Source organism: uncultured Aliiroseovarius sp. (assembly GCF_947492455.1).
GTDB lineage: Bacteria > Pseudomonadota > Alphaproteobacteria > Rhodobacterales > Rhodobacteraceae > Aliiroseovarius.
The window spans coordinates 488,506-502,748 of sequence record NZ_CANLNB010000003.1 but is presented as its reverse complement, the minus strand read 5'-3'; the positions used below and the strand labels follow the sequence as shown (position 1 = coordinate 502,748).

Below are 14,243 nucleotides of genomic sequence, written 5' to 3'. Positions count from 1 at the left end.
TTGAGCCGCTCTTTGACACAGAGATAGAGGCGCCAGATCATCAGCGCCCCCCGCCCGAAGGCAACCGTTCGCGGATGATGGTCGTGATCTCGATCAGGATGGACGAGTTCTTGTCCAGCACCGCCCGCGTTGCCTGATCCTTCTGCAAGTCGCGATAGAGCAGATAGAAGACAAGCAAGACCCACGGGCCATGCTCGGCCACCAGTTTCAGGATCATGTCACTTGCCATTTTGCTGCGCCTTCCAATCCTGCAGGGCTGCATTGTCGCTGACATCCACATTCGCTGGGACGGGTGCCGTGAATTGGCGAATGCCCAAAGTGGTAAAGCCTGCGGCGACAGGCTCGACGTCTTGTGGGCCTGCGGACGCCCTTAACTCATTGGCGCGCACCAATACCTCGGCGATCGAACGCTGGAATTCTTGCCCTTTCACCTGCTGGCGTGCCCCGAAATAGAAGCTGACAATGGCGCCCATCAGCCACCACAGCGGCTCGGGCACTAGCGTGATGCCCAGCATCCGGTCTGCGAACCAGACCGGGTCCACCATCGCCGCTGCGAACAGTCCTAGCGTCGACAAGGCCAAAGCGGGGCGCGGCACGCGGTTCAGGGCATCCATGAACCGGTCAAATCGACCGCGACGCGCCTGGGCGAATTCCGCTGCGAACGCCTCGATCGCGGTCATCTGCAAGCCAGCATCGCGGGCCGAGGCTGCCTCGGCGTTCTCGCGAAACACTTCCGCGGTCTCACGCACCACATTGCCGCGCCCGCCGAACAGCACGCGGATCACGTCGCCAATCAGCCCCATGCCCGCACCCGTTCCCTGTGAGCCGCATCTGTCAGGTGATAGCGCGGCGCGATGAACTCCTCGGCGCGTTTGATCCAACCGCCTTTCCCGCCATCCTTACGCCGCGCGTATTTTCTGGACGCCGGGCGACGATCCGCCAGACGATAGTAATAGTTGCGCCGCTCGATCCCGTAGGCATCCACCAGATGGTCCGGCGCGGCCTCCATTGCGGCACGCGCGATGCCCAAGGTCTGCGGTCCAAGCGCCCCATCCTGCGACAGCGCATAGCCCATCTTGGCCAGCAGCCGCTGCAGGATCCTCACAGCATTTCCGCCCGCGTTGACATTCATGTCGAACACAGAGGCCTGCAGGGGTTCGGGCAGTTCGTTAAGCCGGGGCTTATAGAAGTAGTGCTTTAGGAAGATGTCGCGCGCCTGCGCGCGAGTCAGACGTTTAACGTCAGACGGCGTGATCTTACCATCACCATCTAGATCCAGGCCCAACCTGCGCATGGTATGGATCGTGACCCCGAAATTTGTCGCCCCGCCGGGATCATCGGGGTCATTTACATAGCCGCCTTCACGGGCGACGATCTGATCTGCAATCTCTGTGACGCTCTGCATCCGGGCCTTCCCCGCGTTTGAAACACGGGGATAAGGCTGCGAAAGTCAGGTTAACAATGTCGAAATCAGTCGGTCGGTTCGACGTAGACGCCGCTTTCTTTCAAGCTGTCCACCACCTCTTTCGGCATGTATTCCTCGTCATGTTTGGCAAGGATTTCAGAGGCTTCGAAGACGCCATCGATATACGTCCCGGTGCCGATCATGCCTTGGTTCTCTGCAAACAGGTCGGGCAGCACGCCGGTATAGCGCACGGGCACGGTTTCCGCCCCATCAGTCACCGAGAAGCTGACCGTTTCCCCCTGTCCGCGTACGATCGAGCCGTCAGACACCAGCCCGCCCATGCGGAACACCTCGTCTGCGCGGGGCGGTTCGGCGATCACCTCGGTGGGCGAACGGTAATAGTTGATCCCGTCCTTCAGCGCGTACCCAATCAGTCCGGTCGACAGCGCCAACGCGACGAATGCCAGAACGATGATCTGGATGCGACGGGTTTTCTTCAAGCTTTTCAGACCGGCCATTTCAGGATCCTTTTCAATCTCTTACGGGAAGACCGGGGGCATCATCAGCCCGGTGGTTTCATCTTCGCCCAGCATCAGGTTGGCGTTCTGCAGCGCCTGCCCGGACGATCCCTTACACAGGTTATCCAAGGCCGAAACGACCAAGGCGCGACCGGGAATACGGTCGCCTGCAACACCCAGATGGCACTGGTTCGATCCCATCACCTGCCCCATGCCCGGCAGCTTGCCGAAGGGCAGCACGGTGACGAAGGGCTCGTCTGCGTATTGCGCAACAAGGGCTTCGTGGATTGCCTGCGGATCGCCGTCTACATAGCAGTCGGCCAGAATGCCCCGGTTCACCGGCACCAGATGCGGCGTGAACTGGATGCGCACATCGCGGCCCGCCAGCATGGAAAACTCTTGATCGAACTCACCCAGATGGCGGTGGGTGCCGCCTTGTGCATAGCCCAACACATCGGTCGAGCGTTCGGCAAACAGCATGTTTTCCTTCAGCGACCGGCCCGCCCCCGAGATGCCGTTCTTCAAGTCACAGATGATCCGGTCCAGATCGACCAGCCCACCCGAAATCAGCGGGCGCAACGCATATTGCACAGTCGCCGCGTTACAACCCGTGCCCGCCACCAAACGCGCGTTTTTGATGTCGTCGCGATAGAACTCGGTCAGGCCATAAACGGCGGTTTTCTGCAGCTCGACCGCCACGTGCGGGGCGCCGTACCATTTTTCGTATTCCGCCGGATCGCGCAGACGGAAATCCGCTCCCAGATCGACGACTTTCACGTTCTCGGGCAGGTCACGCACCAGTGCCTGGCTCAGGCCATGCGGCAGCGCTGCAAAGGCCAGATCCACGTTTGAGAAGTCGATCTCGTCCATTTTGACCAGCTTCGGCAGATCCAGATGCCGCAGATGGGGATAGACATCCGACATCTCTTGCCCGGCCTTACGGTCGGCGGACAGGGCGACGATCTCCATCGACGGATGGGTGGCGATCAGGCGGACAAGCTCGGCACCCGTGTAGCCGGACGCACCAAGAATGGCGATTTTGTGGGTCATTCAGACCTCCTGCGAATTCGAAGGATAGATAGGTGTTTTGCATGCGCCTTGCAATCAGGCGGCTTCGAAAGCGATCTTTCGTCGCAGAAACTGGGTCGCGCGATTGGAAACTTGGACCGGATCCCCAGTCGTCAGGAACTTCGACTCCGTCCCCGTTCCACGCATCTTGGGATGGCGTTCAAGGTAGTCTGCAAGGCTTTCCGCCACCAGATTGGCTTGACTATAGACCTTCACGTCTGCGCCCAACGCGTCCTGGAATTCCTTTTCCATCAGCGGATAGTGGGTGCAGCCCAGAATGGCGGCCTCGGGCTTGGGCATCTTACGCTTCAACGCGTCCACATGGCTGCGCACCAGCGCCTCGGCCAAGATCATGTCGCCGTCTTCGATGGCATCCACGACACCACCACAGGCCTGCGCCTCGACATCCACGCCGATGGCGCGGAAGGCCAGTTCACGTTGGAAGGCGCGGCTCGAGACGGTGGCGGGGGTGGCAAACAGCGCGACATGCTTCACCTCGACCTCGCGCGGGGGCGAGTTGTCGCCCCACTGGCGTTCGGTCAGCGCTTCGATCAGAGGCACAAACACGCCCAGCACCCGCTTGTCTGTCGGGATCCAGCTTTCCTGCATCCGGCGCAGCGCGGCTGCCGAGGCGGTGTTACAGGCCAGAATAACCAGATCGCAGCCCTGATCCCACAAAGCCGATACAGCCTTGGTGGTCAGGTCGTAGACATCATCCGCGTCCCGTACCCCGTACGGTGCGTGCGCGTTGTCGCCGTAATAGACAAAATCCACATCTGGCAGGCGCTTCGAGACCGCGTCCAGAACCGTTAATCCGCCCAGACCGCTGTCGAAAATTCCTACTGCCATCGCCTTATGCCTTGTGCTTGTCCTCGAACTCGAACCCATAGGTGCTTTGAGCACCGGGGGTCTTGGACAAGGCATAGGTCCGATCGCGCAGGAAATCCATCATGGATTTGGCGTCTTTGGCATATTCGCTCCATTCCGCTGGCAAAATCGGCTGACCGACCGACAAGCTCACCGGTTTGTCGGTTCGCTTTCCGAATTCACGGATCAAAAGCGCCATGCGCAGCGTCACGTGCAAATGGCTCGCCACCTGAAAACTGCGCGAATTGTGGCCGTGGAAGCAGATCGGCACCACTGTCGCATTGGACTTCGCGATCAAGCGCGCCGTAAATCGTCGCCAGCCGGGATCAAGCGGCGTGCCGAACGGCTTTTGCGCGGTCGAGACTGTGCCGCCGGGGAAAATCCCAATCGCGCCACCCTCCGCCAGATAGCTGCGCGCGGCATTGCGTGTCTCAAGGTTCACCTTCATCGCCTCGCGCGTTTCGGCGAAGTCAACGGGCAGGATTACGCGGTTCAGATCCTCGGCCTTGCGGAAAACCTGATGGGCCAGAATGCGGAAATCGCCACGATGGCGGCTAAGGATATGGCCCAGAACCAGCCCATCCAGAATACCGTAGGGGTGGTTGGCGACCACGATCAAAGGACCGTCGCGCGGAATCAGATCCAAAGATCCTTCAACAAAATCAAGCGACAGCCCGTAGCGCTCGACCATCACCTGCCAAAAGTCCCGCCCCTGCGCGACATCGGCGTCATAGCCATGCGCGCGTTTGATCAGGCGCAGCCGCCCGGTTGCGTTCTCCATGACCCGGATAACCGCGCGGCCGGGGCGCGTTTCGGCGCTGTGGGCATAAGTGATGTCGCGGGCGACGTGTCTGCTCATCTGCGTGATCCTTGATGGACGCCTTATCTGGCAGCGCGATGTAACAGCATTATGTCGCCCACTGAACCCTTATTCCGCAGCCTCTTGGACCGGACCAGTCCCATCGAATTTTGCCCATAGCGCGCGGCGCTTGGTGTCTGCCGCGACGACGCTCGCCTCTTTCACCGGGCCGAAACCACGGATCGACAGAGGCAGCGCGGCGATCTCCAGCGCGACTTCGGCGTTGGCGTCGGTCAAGCCTGCCGCCAAACGCTGCATGTCGGCCTCGTAGTCGGCAATCAGTTTGCGTTCAGTCACACGTTCTTCGGACCGGCCAAAGGGATCAAGCGCGGTGCCGCGCAGCCCTTTCATCTTGGCCAGAAGCGGTGCCGCACGTTCGAACCACGCCCCAAAGGCGCGCTTCTTCGGGCGACCGACGGGATCCGTGCCGCTCAGCATTGGCGGTGCAAGGTGATAGGTTAGCTTCAGGTCACCATCGAACTCGGCCTCGGCTTTGGCGCGGGTTTCGCACAACAGGCGCGCGACCTCGTATTCGTCCTTGTAGGCCAACAACTTATGATAGCCCTTCGCCACGGTTTCCTGCAGTTCTTCCGGCATCGCACCCACGAAATCGCGATACTTCTGCGCCAGCGCTTCATTCTGATACTTCACCAGATGATCCGCGCGGAAGTCGATGATATCAGCCAGAGATTTCGGCAGTTCAACTACGTCTTCCTGTGTGAACTTCGCGGCCTCTTCCGGGAAAGCAACCGCCCAACGTCCCAGTTCAAACGCGCGCTTGTTGCGGTCTGGAGCTTGGCCGTTCAGGTCAATTGCATGCATCAAGGCCTCATGCGTCAACGGAACGTAGCCAGCCTGCCACGACGCGCCCAGCACCATCATGTTGGAAAAGATGCTGTCGCCCATCAACACCCGCGCCAACTCGCTTGCGTCGAACATCGACAAGCGATCGCGCAGACGCGCTTGCAAGGACAGTTGAAGCTGGTCGCCCGGAATGGTGAAATCCGTGTTCTGGGTGAATTCGCCGGTCACGGTTTCGTGGCTGTCCACCACGGCGCCTGTGCGCCCGGTTTTGGTCAGGCCCAATGTCGTTGACGCCGCCGAGACCACCAGTTCACACCCGATCAGCGCGTCGCATTCTCCGGTTGCCACACGAATAGCCGAGATATCTTCAGGCTTCTCTGCCAACCGCAGATGAACTGTGACCGCTCCACCCTTCTGAGCAAGGCCGGCCATCTCCATCATGCCAGCACCCTTGCCGTCGATATGCGCCGCCTGTGCCATCACGGCCCCGATGGTCACAACGCCGGTGCCGCCGACGCCGGTGATTACCGTGTTGAACGTACCATCAATCTTCGGCAGTTCGGGCATGGGTAGGTCCGGCAGGTCAATCTCGGCAGTCGCAGCCTTTTTCAGCGTCGCGCCTTCCACAGTCACGAAGCTGGGGCAGAAGCCGTTCACGCAGCTGAAATCCTTGTTGCAGCTGGACTGGTCGATGGCGCGTTTACGGCCCAGCTCGGTCTCGACGGGAACGATAGACACACAGTTCGACTGCACGCCACAATCTCCGCAGCCCTCGCAAATATCCGTATTGATGAAGACCCGCTTGTCTGGATCCGGGAACAGTCCCCGCTTGCGGCGGCGACGCTTTTCGGCCGCGCAGGTCTGGATATAGAGGATGATCGACACCCCCTTCAAATCCCTGCATTTTTCTTCAATGGGTAGCAGTTCGTCGCGCGAATGCATGCTCACCCCGCTGGGGAACGCACCTCGGTCGACATCCTCTTTGTCGTCATAGACAACGAAGATATTCTTCACGCCCATCGCCAGCACTTCGCGGGCAATGCGGGGCGCGTCCAGGTCGCCTTCGTTGGTCTGTCCGCCGGTCATCGCAACCGCGTCGTTGTAGAGGATTTTGTACGTGATGTTCACATCCGCCGCCAAAGCCGCACGGATCGCCAGAATGCCCGAGTGATTGTAGGTCCCGTCGCCAAGGTTCTGGAACACGTGTTTGGTGTTCGAGAACGGCGCCTCGCCGATCCAGTTCACGCCCTCGCCGCCCATCTGGGTCGATCCCAGCGTCGAGCGATCCATCCACTGCACCATATAGTGACACCCGATCCCCGCATATCCGCGGCTGCCATCCGGCAGCTTGGTCGATGTATTATGCGGGCAGCCCGAGCAGAAATAGGGCAAACGCGCCGCGATATTGGGAGCGTTATCTGCCCCGCGCGCCTGTGCCAGCGCGTCCAGCCCGGCTTTAACGGCCTCGGTGCCGCGACCCTCTTCGACCAGAATATCGCCCAGCTTTTCGGCGATCATGATCGGGTCCAGGGCATAGCGCGTCGGGAACAGCTCTAATTGGCGTCCGTTTTCCCAGGTGTCGCCTTTGTGCCAGCCGTAGACGCGGCGCCCCCGGCGATCATCAAAGATGGCTTCCTTGATCTGCACCTCGATCAGCTTACGCTTCTCTTCGACGACAACGATCAGATCGAGCCCCTCGGCCCATTCGTGGAAGGACTGCATGTCCAGCGGCCAGGTTTGTCCGACCTTGTAAGTGGTGATGCCCAGACGCTCGGCCTCGGCCTCGTCAATGCCCAGCAGGCTCATCGCATGGACCAAATCCAGCCAGTTCTTGCCAGCTGCGACAAATCCGATCTTGGCACCCGGCTTGCCCCAGACGCGCTTGTCGATGCGGTTGGCGCGGGCGTATGCCTCGGCCGCGAAACGTTTATAGTCGATCATCCGCGCTTCTTGCGGGATGCGGTCGTCGATCAGACGGATGTTCAGCCCGCCTTCGGGCATATCGAACTCGGGCGTGACCAGCTGCATCCGATCGGGACGGCCATCTACGACCGAGGTTGCCTCGACCGTGTCTTTCATCACTTTCAACCCGGCCCACAGGCCCGAAAAGCGACTCAGGCCATAGCCGTAAACACCAAAGTCGATGATCTCCTGCACGCCTGCAGGGCTGAGCACCGGGATATAGGCATCCACCATCGCCCAGTCGGACTGATGCAGCACGGTCGAGCTTTCGCCCGTATGGTCATCCCCCATCGCCATCAGCACGCCACCTTTCGGCGACGAACCCGCCATATTGGCGTGACGCATCACATCGCCGGTGCGGTCCACGCCCGGCCCTTTGCCGTACCACAGCCCGAACACGCCATCACGCGCACCTTCACCGCGCACTTCTGCTTGTTGGCTCCCCCACAAAGCGGTGGCGGCCAGATCTTCGTTCAGGCCCGGTTGGAACAGGATGTCATTTTCACCCAGCACGCCTTGGGCGCGCGACATCCACAGGTCCACCGCCCCCAAGGGGGATCCGCGATACCCGGTCACATAGCCAGATGTGTTCAGCCCTGCGCGCCGGTCCCGCTCACGCTGCGTCAGCATCAAACGCACCAGCGCCTGCGTGCCATTCAGCAGCACCTGATCCTTCGTCAGGTCAAACCGGTCGTTCAGCGTGATTTCTGGCTTACCCATAACGTACCTCCCAATACGAAAAGCTAGCTGGAGACGGACCTCCAATTTAGGTCACAATATACGACCTATTATTTATAGGTCAACATATATGACCCATCAAAAAGGGTCCAATCACAATCCGTTCTGGCATTCATCACGATTCTGATGGTAGCAGTATGTACAGGTTACACGCTAACAGGGATTGGTTCGTTCGTCATGGACTGGGATAAACTCAGAATATTTCACGCCGTGGCAGACGCCGGATCGCTGACCCATGCGGGCGACGCGCTTCATTTGTCCCAATCTGCCGTATCGCGCCAGATCCGCGCGCTCGAGGAAGGGCTGAATGCCACGCTGTTTCACCGCCACGCACGTGGGTTGATTTTGACCGAACAGGGCGAGCTTCTGTTTGACGCAACCAAAGCGATGAACCACCGCCTCGAAGCCGCTGTCGCTCGCATTCGGGACAGCAAGGAAGAGGTTTTTGGCGAACTGCGGGTTACGACCACAACCGCCTTTGGTTCGATGTGGCTGGCCCCGCGCCTGCCCAAGCTCTATGAAGCCTATCCCGATCTGCGCATTGACCTGATGCTGGAGGAACGCGTTCTGGACCTGCCCATGCGCGAGGCGGATGTGGCCATCCGCATGAAAGAACCCAGTCAGGCAGACCTGATCCGCAAACGATTGATGGACGTGCATATGCGTCTCTACGCGACACCCAGCTATCTAGAGGCCAACGGCACGCCTGAAACGCTCGAGGACCTGTCGAAGTTTCGCCTGATCTGCCAGAACACCTCGGCCGCGCAGGTCAGCGCAGGGGCTGCCTTGGTACGCGAGCTTCTGACCTATGATGTCGGATCGCTTTTGACGGTGAATAACTATTTTGGTGTGCTGCAATCCGTCCTGAACGATCTAGGGATCGGCGTCCTACCGGACTATATCACGCATGATTTCCCGCAATTGACGCGCGTTCTGCCGGATATCGAAAGCAAGGACATCCCTGTTTATCTGGCCTATCCCGAGGAGTTGCGCGCCTCGAAACGGATCGAGGCCTTCCGAGATTTTGTCACTTCAGAACTGGCTGCGCAGCGCCGCAGCATGGCAAGCTAAGAAATACATTCGCGAATAGTGATGCGAACACGCAACACTCACTGACACGCATTTTGGCCTTATTTTGCTCGCCTTGCCGTTCCTTTACCGCGTTAAGTTTATATAATCATTGAACTATCTGAAGGGGAGTTGACCCTAGGGCAGGCATTCGCCGGCAAAACACGCCCTAGGCATGCGCAAAATGCATAGCTGCAATGCAGCATTTTACCTTGAAGCGACTCATTCCCCCTCCTAAATCAGGTTCAAAGCCGATGGTTGAGCATCGCTCTAGTCGGTTTTTACCTCCCTGTTGGACTTGGCCGGGCTTTGCCCGGCCTTTTTTTTGCCCGAACGCCCCATGTTCCTGCAAAACAAGGCATCCAGACCCTTTCCCAATCGCCCCCCTTCCCCTAAAAGGCGCAGCAACTGACTTTGATATCGTGCGTGCGCGAGTCGATGTCGCTGCAACGCCGAAGGGGACCCCGCATGAGCGAGCCGAAAATCACCACTGATCTGATTGAAGCACATGGCCTGAAGCCGGATGAGTACGAGTTGATCCTCGAAATCATCGGACGCGAACCGACCTTCACCGAGCTTGGAATTTTCTCGGCCATGTGGAACGAGCACTGTTCCTATAAGTCGTCGAAAAAATGGCTGCGCACCCTGCCGACCGAAGGCCCTCAGGTGATCTGTGGTCCGGGCGAAAACGCGGGCATCGTGGATATCGGCGACGGTCAGGCCATCGTGTTCAAGATGGAAAGCCACAACCACCCCTCGTACATCGAGCCCTACCAAGGTGCGGCCACCGGCGTGGGCGGCATTCTGCGTGACGTCTTCACCATGGGCGCCCGCCCGATTGCCGCGATGAACGCGCTCAGCTTTGGCGAGGTGGATCACCCCAAGACCAAGCGTCTGGTCAACGGCGTGGTTGAAGGCATCGGCGGATACGGCAACTGCTTTGGTGTTCCGAATGTGGGCGGTGAAGTCCGCTTCCACCCGGCCTATAACGGCAACTGCCTTGTGAACGCTTTCGCTGCCGGTCTGGCGGACGCAGACAAGATTTTCTATTCGGCCGCATCGGGCGTCGGTATGCCCGTCGTGTATCTTGGCGCAAAAACCGGCCGCGACGGCGTTGGCGGTGCAACTATGGCCTCGGCCGAATTCGACGATACCATCGAAGACAAGCGTCCCACCGTTCAGGTCGGCGACCCCTTCACTGAAAAACGTCTGATGGAAGCTACGCTGGAGCTGATGCAAACCGGCGCCGTGATCTCGATCCAAGACATGGGCGCGGCTGGTCTGACCTGCTCGGCTGTCGAGATGGGCGACAAGGGTGGTCTGGGCGTCAAGCTGAACCTCGAAGACGTTCCGCAGCGCGAAGACAATATGACCGCCTACGAGATGATGCTGTCCGAAAGCCAAGAGCGAATGTTGATGGTTCTGAAGCCGGAACTGGAAGCAGAAGCCCGCGCTGTGTTCGAAAAGTGGGATCTGGACTTCGCCATCGTCGGTGAAACCATCGCCGAAGACCGCTTCCTGATCATGCATCACGGCGAGGTCAAAGCCGACCTGCCGCTGTCGCCCCTGTCGGGCCGCGCCCCTGAATATGACCGTCCGTGGGTCGAGACTCCTGCGGCAGAAGAACTGGCTGATGTGCCGGAGATCGACGCGATCGACGGCCTGAAAGCGCTGATTGGCTCGGCCAACCACGCCGCCAAGCAGTGGGTCTATGAACAATATGACCACATGGTTATGGCAGACACCGTGCGTGCCCCCGGTCTGGGTGCAGGCATCGTACGCGTGCATGGCACCGACAAGGCCGTGGCCTTCACCTCGGACGTGACGCCGCGCTATGTGAAAGCCAACCCGCTGGAAGGTGGCCGTCAGGCCGTGGCCGAAGCTTACCGCAACCTGACCGCTGTTGGCGCCAAGCCGCTGGCCACCACCGACAACCTGAACTTCGGCAATCCCGAAAAGCCCGAAATCATGGGCCAGTTCGTCGGCGCCATCAAAGGCATCGGCGAGGCTGTGGCCGCGCTGGACGTGCCGATCGTCTCGGGCAACGTCTCGCTTTATAACGAGACTGACGGCCAGGCGATCCTGCCGACCCCGACCATCGGTGCCGTGGGCCTGCTGGACAGCCTTGATGACATGATTGGCGGTGTTGCTCGCGAAGGTCACGTGGCACTGGTCGTCGGCGAAACCAACGGACATCTGGGCCAATCCGCCCTGCTGGCCGAAGTCTTCAACCGCGAAGACGGCGACGCGCCCCATGTCGATCTGGACGCCGAGAAGCGCAATGGCGACTTCATCCGCGCCAACCGCGCGCTGATCAAAGCCTGTTCGGACCTGTCGGACGGTGGTCTGGCCTTGGCTGCGTTCGAGATGGCGGAAGCTGGCGAAGTTGGTGTCCAACTGGACGCCTCGGATACGCCCACCCTGTTTGGTGAAGATCAGGCGCGCTATCTGGTGGCCTGTAACTTTGATCAGGCCGAGGCGCTGATGATCGAAGCCGGCCGCGCTGGCGTTCCGATCACCACGGTTGGCCGTTTCACCGGTGACAGCGTGAAGATGGGCGGTTCGGAAGCCCCTCTGGCGGAACTGGCCCAGATCTTCCGCACCGGTTTCGATCAGGCGCATTCGTAAATGACAGGCCCGGTGCCACTGGCGCAGGATCCTTCGACGCTGACCGCTGATTGTGCGGGCTGTATGGGGCTGTGCTGCGTGTCTCCGGGCTTTGACGCAGGCGATGACTTCGCTTTCGACAAACGTGCGCTTGCGCCCTGCCGCCACCTTGGCCCGGACAACCTATGCCGCATCCATGAAACCCTGTCCGATCAGGGCTTTCCGGGCTGTGCCAAGTTCGACTGCAAGGGCGCAGGGCAATATGTGACTCAGCAAATCTTCCCGCGCAAACGCTGGCGCAAGGATCGCGAGACGCTGGAAGCCATTTCCGAGGCCTATCGCCGGATGCGTGCCGTCTGTGACATGGCCGAGCTTCTGCATCTGGCCGCGCGCTTGCCGCTCTCTGCCACGCAAGAGGCCGCCCGCCGTGACATGCTGGATCGCCTACTACCGGACCCTGCATGGACCGCCGACGACTTGGCCCAAGCCGAGGAAACCGGGCTTCTGTCTGACGCCCGCGCCGTTCTGACCAGTTTTCGTGATGCCGCATTGCGCCGCTAGGCCTTGCAGCCCCCCTGCCCCACACATAAGTTAAACAAAACAGATACGAGGTTTCGCCCATGGTCATGGAAGCATCCAAAATCGAAGACCTGATCCGCGCAGGTTTTCCCAACGCCCAGATCACCATTACCGATCTGGCGGGGGACGGGAACCATTGGGCGGCCGAGGTCGTGGATGAAAGCTTCCGCGACATGAACCGCGTACAGCAACAACGCGCCGTGAACGCCACCGTGCGCGAGCAGATCGACAGCGGCGAACTGCACGCTCTGGCGCTGACGACCAAGGTTCCAGAATAATCACTCTCCGCTCAATGAGCGGCCTGACACAACCGACAAACGAATGCGCCCCGGCGCCTAAGGATACAAAATGACCGACGCAAAAACACGCATCGACGAAACCGTCAAAGCCAATGACGTGGTGCTTTATATGAAGGGCACGAAAGAGATGCCGCAATGCGGGTTCTCGTCCCGCGTGGCTGGCGTTCTGAATTACATGGGCGTGGACTATGCCGGTGTGAACGTACTGGCGGATGAAGAAATCCGTTCGGGCATCAAGGAGTATTCCGACTGGCCGACCATCCCGCAGCTTTACGTCAAAGGCGAGTTCGTGGGCGGTTGTGACATCGTGACCGAGATGACCCTGTCGGGCGAGCTGGACACGTTGTTTGCTGACAACGGTGTGGCGTTTGACAAAGACGCCGCTGACAAGATCCGCGAAGCCAACGCATAAGGGATCTGGGGCGCTGCCCCCGCATGATTTTCCTTTGGAAATTCATGCTCCCCCGGGATATTTTAGACAAGAAAAAGGCGCGTCGAGTTTTCGGCGCGCCTTTGTATTTTGTTTGGCTGTCAGGTGTCAGTCTGCCTTAAGGCGTTCCTCGACCGAGGCGGCCATGGCTTCGGTCCGTGCCGCGATTTCAGCCAATGTATCCGTGACCGACGCAGGGACCACCGGCACCTCGACCTTCTGAGGCCCAGCGTTTTTCAGCGCTTCAATCTCGCGCTCCAGCTCGGCCACACGGCGTTCGGTCAGCTTGACCTTGTCTTCCATCCCGGCGGTCTTATCAGCCAGCATCAGGCCGGACATCAGCAACATCCGGCTTTCGGTCAGGTTCGTAATCTGGCTAACCAAAACCGAGGCCTCGGTATCCAGCATCGCCGCTGCGGCTTTCAGGAAGTGTTCTTCGCCTTCCTGACAAGCAACTTCAAAGCTGCGGCTGCCGATCGTGATCATGACGTCAGGCATGAGGCTCCTCCTCGGTTACAGGGGTGGCATCGGCTGCGGTCATGGCGGTCAACTCGCTGAGGACGGCGTCCAGTTCGGCCCGATCTGCCTGCTGCGTCGCGCGCAAGGCGGACAGTTCGTCGCCCATCGCCTCGTTGATCAGCGCAGGCTCCACCACGCCGGTGGCGGCAGCGGCCCGCAACGCGTCGCTCGAGTTGCGCAGCTCTTGATTGGTTTGGCGCAGCGCATCTGCTGACGCTTCGGCCTGCGCAAGCTGTGCCTGTAGTTGAGACAGCGCGTTCTCAACAACAACCAGCTTCTCGCTCATCTGGTCCTTCAGCGTCGACAGACGTTCGTTCAGTTGCGCGTTTGCCGTGCGTTCCTCGTCCAACTGCCGGTTCAGCGCGTCGACCTCATCGGCGTTTCCGGCCGGAAGGTCTGCCCATTTATCAAGCCCCGCGTTAATCCGCTCCAGCGCCGTTGTAATGCGCGTCTCGAGTTCGGAGATATCACTCATAATATGCCCTGTTTAATTCGCTCGCTTCGATCTTGTCACAAGCCT

At 59.8% G+C, this 14,243-nt stretch carries 15 protein-coding genes; 5 read left to right on the top strand and 10 right to left on the bottom strand.

Annotation, left to right across the window (positions count from 1 at the left end):
- Positions 1-40 precede the first annotated feature (40 nt).
- The 8 genes from Q0677_RS09115 to Q0677_RS09080 all read right to left on the bottom strand — a co-directional run bounded on the left by Q0677_RS09115 (position 41) and on the right by Q0677_RS09080 (position 8,203).
- Positions 41-229, bottom strand: coding sequence for a hypothetical protein (locus Q0677_RS09115; protein WP_133487870.1), 189 nt, complete (start codon positions 227-229; stop codon positions 41-43).
- A complete protein-coding gene (locus Q0677_RS09110) occupies positions 219-803 on the bottom strand; it encodes a holin family protein (RefSeq protein ID WP_298908728.1) in 585 nt (194 codons plus the stop codon). The genes Q0677_RS09115 and Q0677_RS09110 overlap by 11 nt, the downstream gene beginning before the upstream one ends.
- A complete protein-coding gene (locus Q0677_RS09105; RefSeq protein WP_298908727.1) occupies positions 794-1,405 on the bottom strand; it encodes a holin-associated N-acetylmuramidase in 612 nt (203 codons plus the stop codon). The genes Q0677_RS09110 and Q0677_RS09105 overlap by 10 nt, the downstream gene beginning before the upstream one ends.
- 65 nt (positions 1,406-1,470) lie before the next feature.
- A complete protein-coding gene (gene ccmE, locus Q0677_RS09100; protein ID WP_282181124.1) occupies positions 1,471-1,914 on the bottom strand; it encodes a cytochrome c maturation protein CcmE in 444 nt (147 codons plus the stop codon).
- Between the two features lie 30 nt (positions 1,915-1,944).
- A complete protein-coding gene (gene argC / locus Q0677_RS09095) occupies positions 1,945-2,973 on the bottom strand; it encodes an N-acetyl-gamma-glutamyl-phosphate reductase (protein ID WP_298908724.1) in 1,029 nt (342 codons plus the stop codon).
- Positions 2,974-3,027: 54 nt separating this feature from the next.
- Entirely contained in the window at positions 3,028-3,840 is an 813-nt protein-coding gene (gene murI / locus Q0677_RS09090; RefSeq protein WP_298908721.1) for a glutamate racemase, read from the bottom strand.
- Between the two features lie 4 nt (positions 3,841-3,844).
- Complete coding sequence (locus Q0677_RS09085; RefSeq protein ID WP_298908718.1) at positions 3,845-4,717, bottom strand: lysophospholipid acyltransferase family protein; 873 nt, start codon at positions 4,715-4,717, stop codon at positions 3,845-3,847.
- Positions 4,718-4,786: 69 nt separating this feature from the next.
- A complete protein-coding gene (locus Q0677_RS09080; RefSeq protein ID WP_298908715.1) occupies positions 4,787-8,203 on the bottom strand; it encodes an indolepyruvate ferredoxin oxidoreductase family protein in 3,417 nt (1,138 codons plus the stop codon).
- Between the two features lie 195 nt (positions 8,204-8,398).
- Between Q0677_RS09080 and Q0677_RS09075 the strand changes: the two genes are divergently transcribed.
- From Q0677_RS09075 to grxD, 5 genes are all read left to right on the top strand, one after another.
- Positions 8,399-9,292 carry a LysR family transcriptional regulator gene (locus Q0677_RS09075; RefSeq protein ID WP_298908713.1) on the top strand — a complete coding sequence of 298 codons (894 nt, stop codon included), beginning with the start codon at positions 8,399-8,401 and terminating at the stop codon, positions 9,290-9,292.
- A 465-nt stretch (positions 9,293-9,757) separates the two neighbouring features.
- Positions 9,758-11,917, top strand: coding sequence for a phosphoribosylformylglycinamidine synthase subunit PurL (purL, locus tag Q0677_RS09070; protein WP_133487886.1), 2,160 nt, complete (start codon positions 9,758-9,760; stop codon positions 11,915-11,917).
- Complete coding sequence (locus Q0677_RS09065; protein WP_298908710.1) at positions 11,918-12,457, top strand: hypothetical protein; 540 nt, start codon at positions 11,918-11,920, stop codon at positions 12,455-12,457.
- A gap of 59 nt (positions 12,458-12,516) precedes the next feature.
- Complete coding sequence (locus Q0677_RS09060) at positions 12,517-12,753, top strand: BolA/IbaG family iron-sulfur metabolism protein (protein ID WP_298908708.1); 237 nt, start codon at positions 12,517-12,519, stop codon at positions 12,751-12,753.
- 70 nt (positions 12,754-12,823) lie between these two features.
- Positions 12,824-13,186, top strand: coding sequence for a Grx4 family monothiol glutaredoxin (grxD, locus tag Q0677_RS09055; RefSeq protein ID WP_298908706.1), 363 nt, complete (start codon positions 12,824-12,826; stop codon positions 13,184-13,186).
- Between the two features lie 126 nt (positions 13,187-13,312).
- Here the strand turns inward: grxD and Q0677_RS09050 are convergent, their stop codons facing one another.
- Together Q0677_RS09050 and Q0677_RS09045 are read right to left on the bottom strand one after the other, a co-directional pair.
- On the bottom strand, positions 13,313-13,702 hold the full coding sequence (locus tag Q0677_RS09050) for a cell division protein ZapA (protein ID WP_298908703.1): 390 nt from the start codon (positions 13,700-13,702) through the stop codon (positions 13,313-13,315).
- Positions 13,695-14,198 (bottom strand): hypothetical protein, encoded by a 504-nt coding sequence (locus tag Q0677_RS09045; protein ID WP_298908701.1) that lies wholly within the window; start codon positions 14,196-14,198, stop codon positions 13,695-13,697. The genes Q0677_RS09050 and Q0677_RS09045 overlap by 8 nt, the downstream gene beginning before the upstream one ends.
- Positions 14,199-14,243 lie beyond the last annotated feature (45 nt).

What these genes read in the sequence shown, in the direction of transcription:
- grxD (WP_298908706.1), top strand. Translation starts at nt 12,824, where the DNA reads ATGACCGACGCAAAAACACGCATCGACGAAACCGTCAAAGCCAATGAC.
- purL (WP_133487886.1), top strand. Translation starts at nt 9,758, where the DNA reads ATGAGCGAGCCGAAAATCACCACTGATCTGATTGAAGCACATGGCCTG.
- Q0677_RS09050 (WP_298908703.1), bottom strand. Translation starts at nt 13,702, where the DNA reads ATGCCTGACGTCATGATCACGATCGGCAGCCGCAGCTTTGAAGTTGCT.
- argC (WP_298908724.1), bottom strand. Translation starts at nt 2,973, where the DNA reads ATGACCCACAAAATCGCCATTCTTGGTGCGTCCGGCTACACGGGTGCC.
- Q0677_RS09110 (WP_298908728.1), bottom strand. Translation starts at nt 803, where the DNA reads ATGGGGCTGATTGGCGACGTGATCCGCGTGCTGTTCGGCGGGCGCGGC.
- murI (WP_298908721.1), bottom strand. Translation starts at nt 3,840, where the DNA reads ATGGCAGTAGGAATTTTCGACAGCGGTCTGGGCGGATTAACGGTTCTG.
- Q0677_RS09045 (WP_298908701.1), bottom strand. Translation starts at nt 14,198, where the DNA reads ATGAGTGATATCTCCGAACTCGAGACGCGCATTACAACGGCGCTGGAG.
- Q0677_RS09065 (WP_298908710.1), top strand. Translation starts at nt 11,918, where the DNA reads ATGACAGGCCCGGTGCCACTGGCGCAGGATCCTTCGACGCTGACCGCT.
- Q0677_RS09085 (WP_298908718.1), bottom strand. Translation starts at nt 4,717, where the DNA reads ATGAGCAGACACGTCGCCCGCGACATCACTTATGCCCACAGCGCCGAA.
- Q0677_RS09075 (WP_298908713.1), top strand. Translation starts at nt 8,399, where the DNA reads ATGGACTGGGATAAACTCAGAATATTTCACGCCGTGGCAGACGCCGGA.
- Q0677_RS09060 (WP_298908708.1), top strand. Translation starts at nt 12,517, where the DNA reads ATGGTCATGGAAGCATCCAAAATCGAAGACCTGATCCGCGCAGGTTTT.
- Q0677_RS09105 (WP_298908727.1), bottom strand. Translation starts at nt 1,405, where the DNA reads ATGCAGAGCGTCACAGAGATTGCAGATCAGATCGTCGCCCGTGAAGGC.
- Q0677_RS09115 (WP_133487870.1), bottom strand. Translation starts at nt 229, where the DNA reads ATGGCAAGTGACATGATCCTGAAACTGGTGGCCGAGCATGGCCCGTGG.
- Q0677_RS09080 (WP_298908715.1), bottom strand. Translation starts at nt 8,203, where the DNA reads ATGGGTAAGCCAGAAATCACGCTGAACGACCGGTTTGACCTGACGAAG.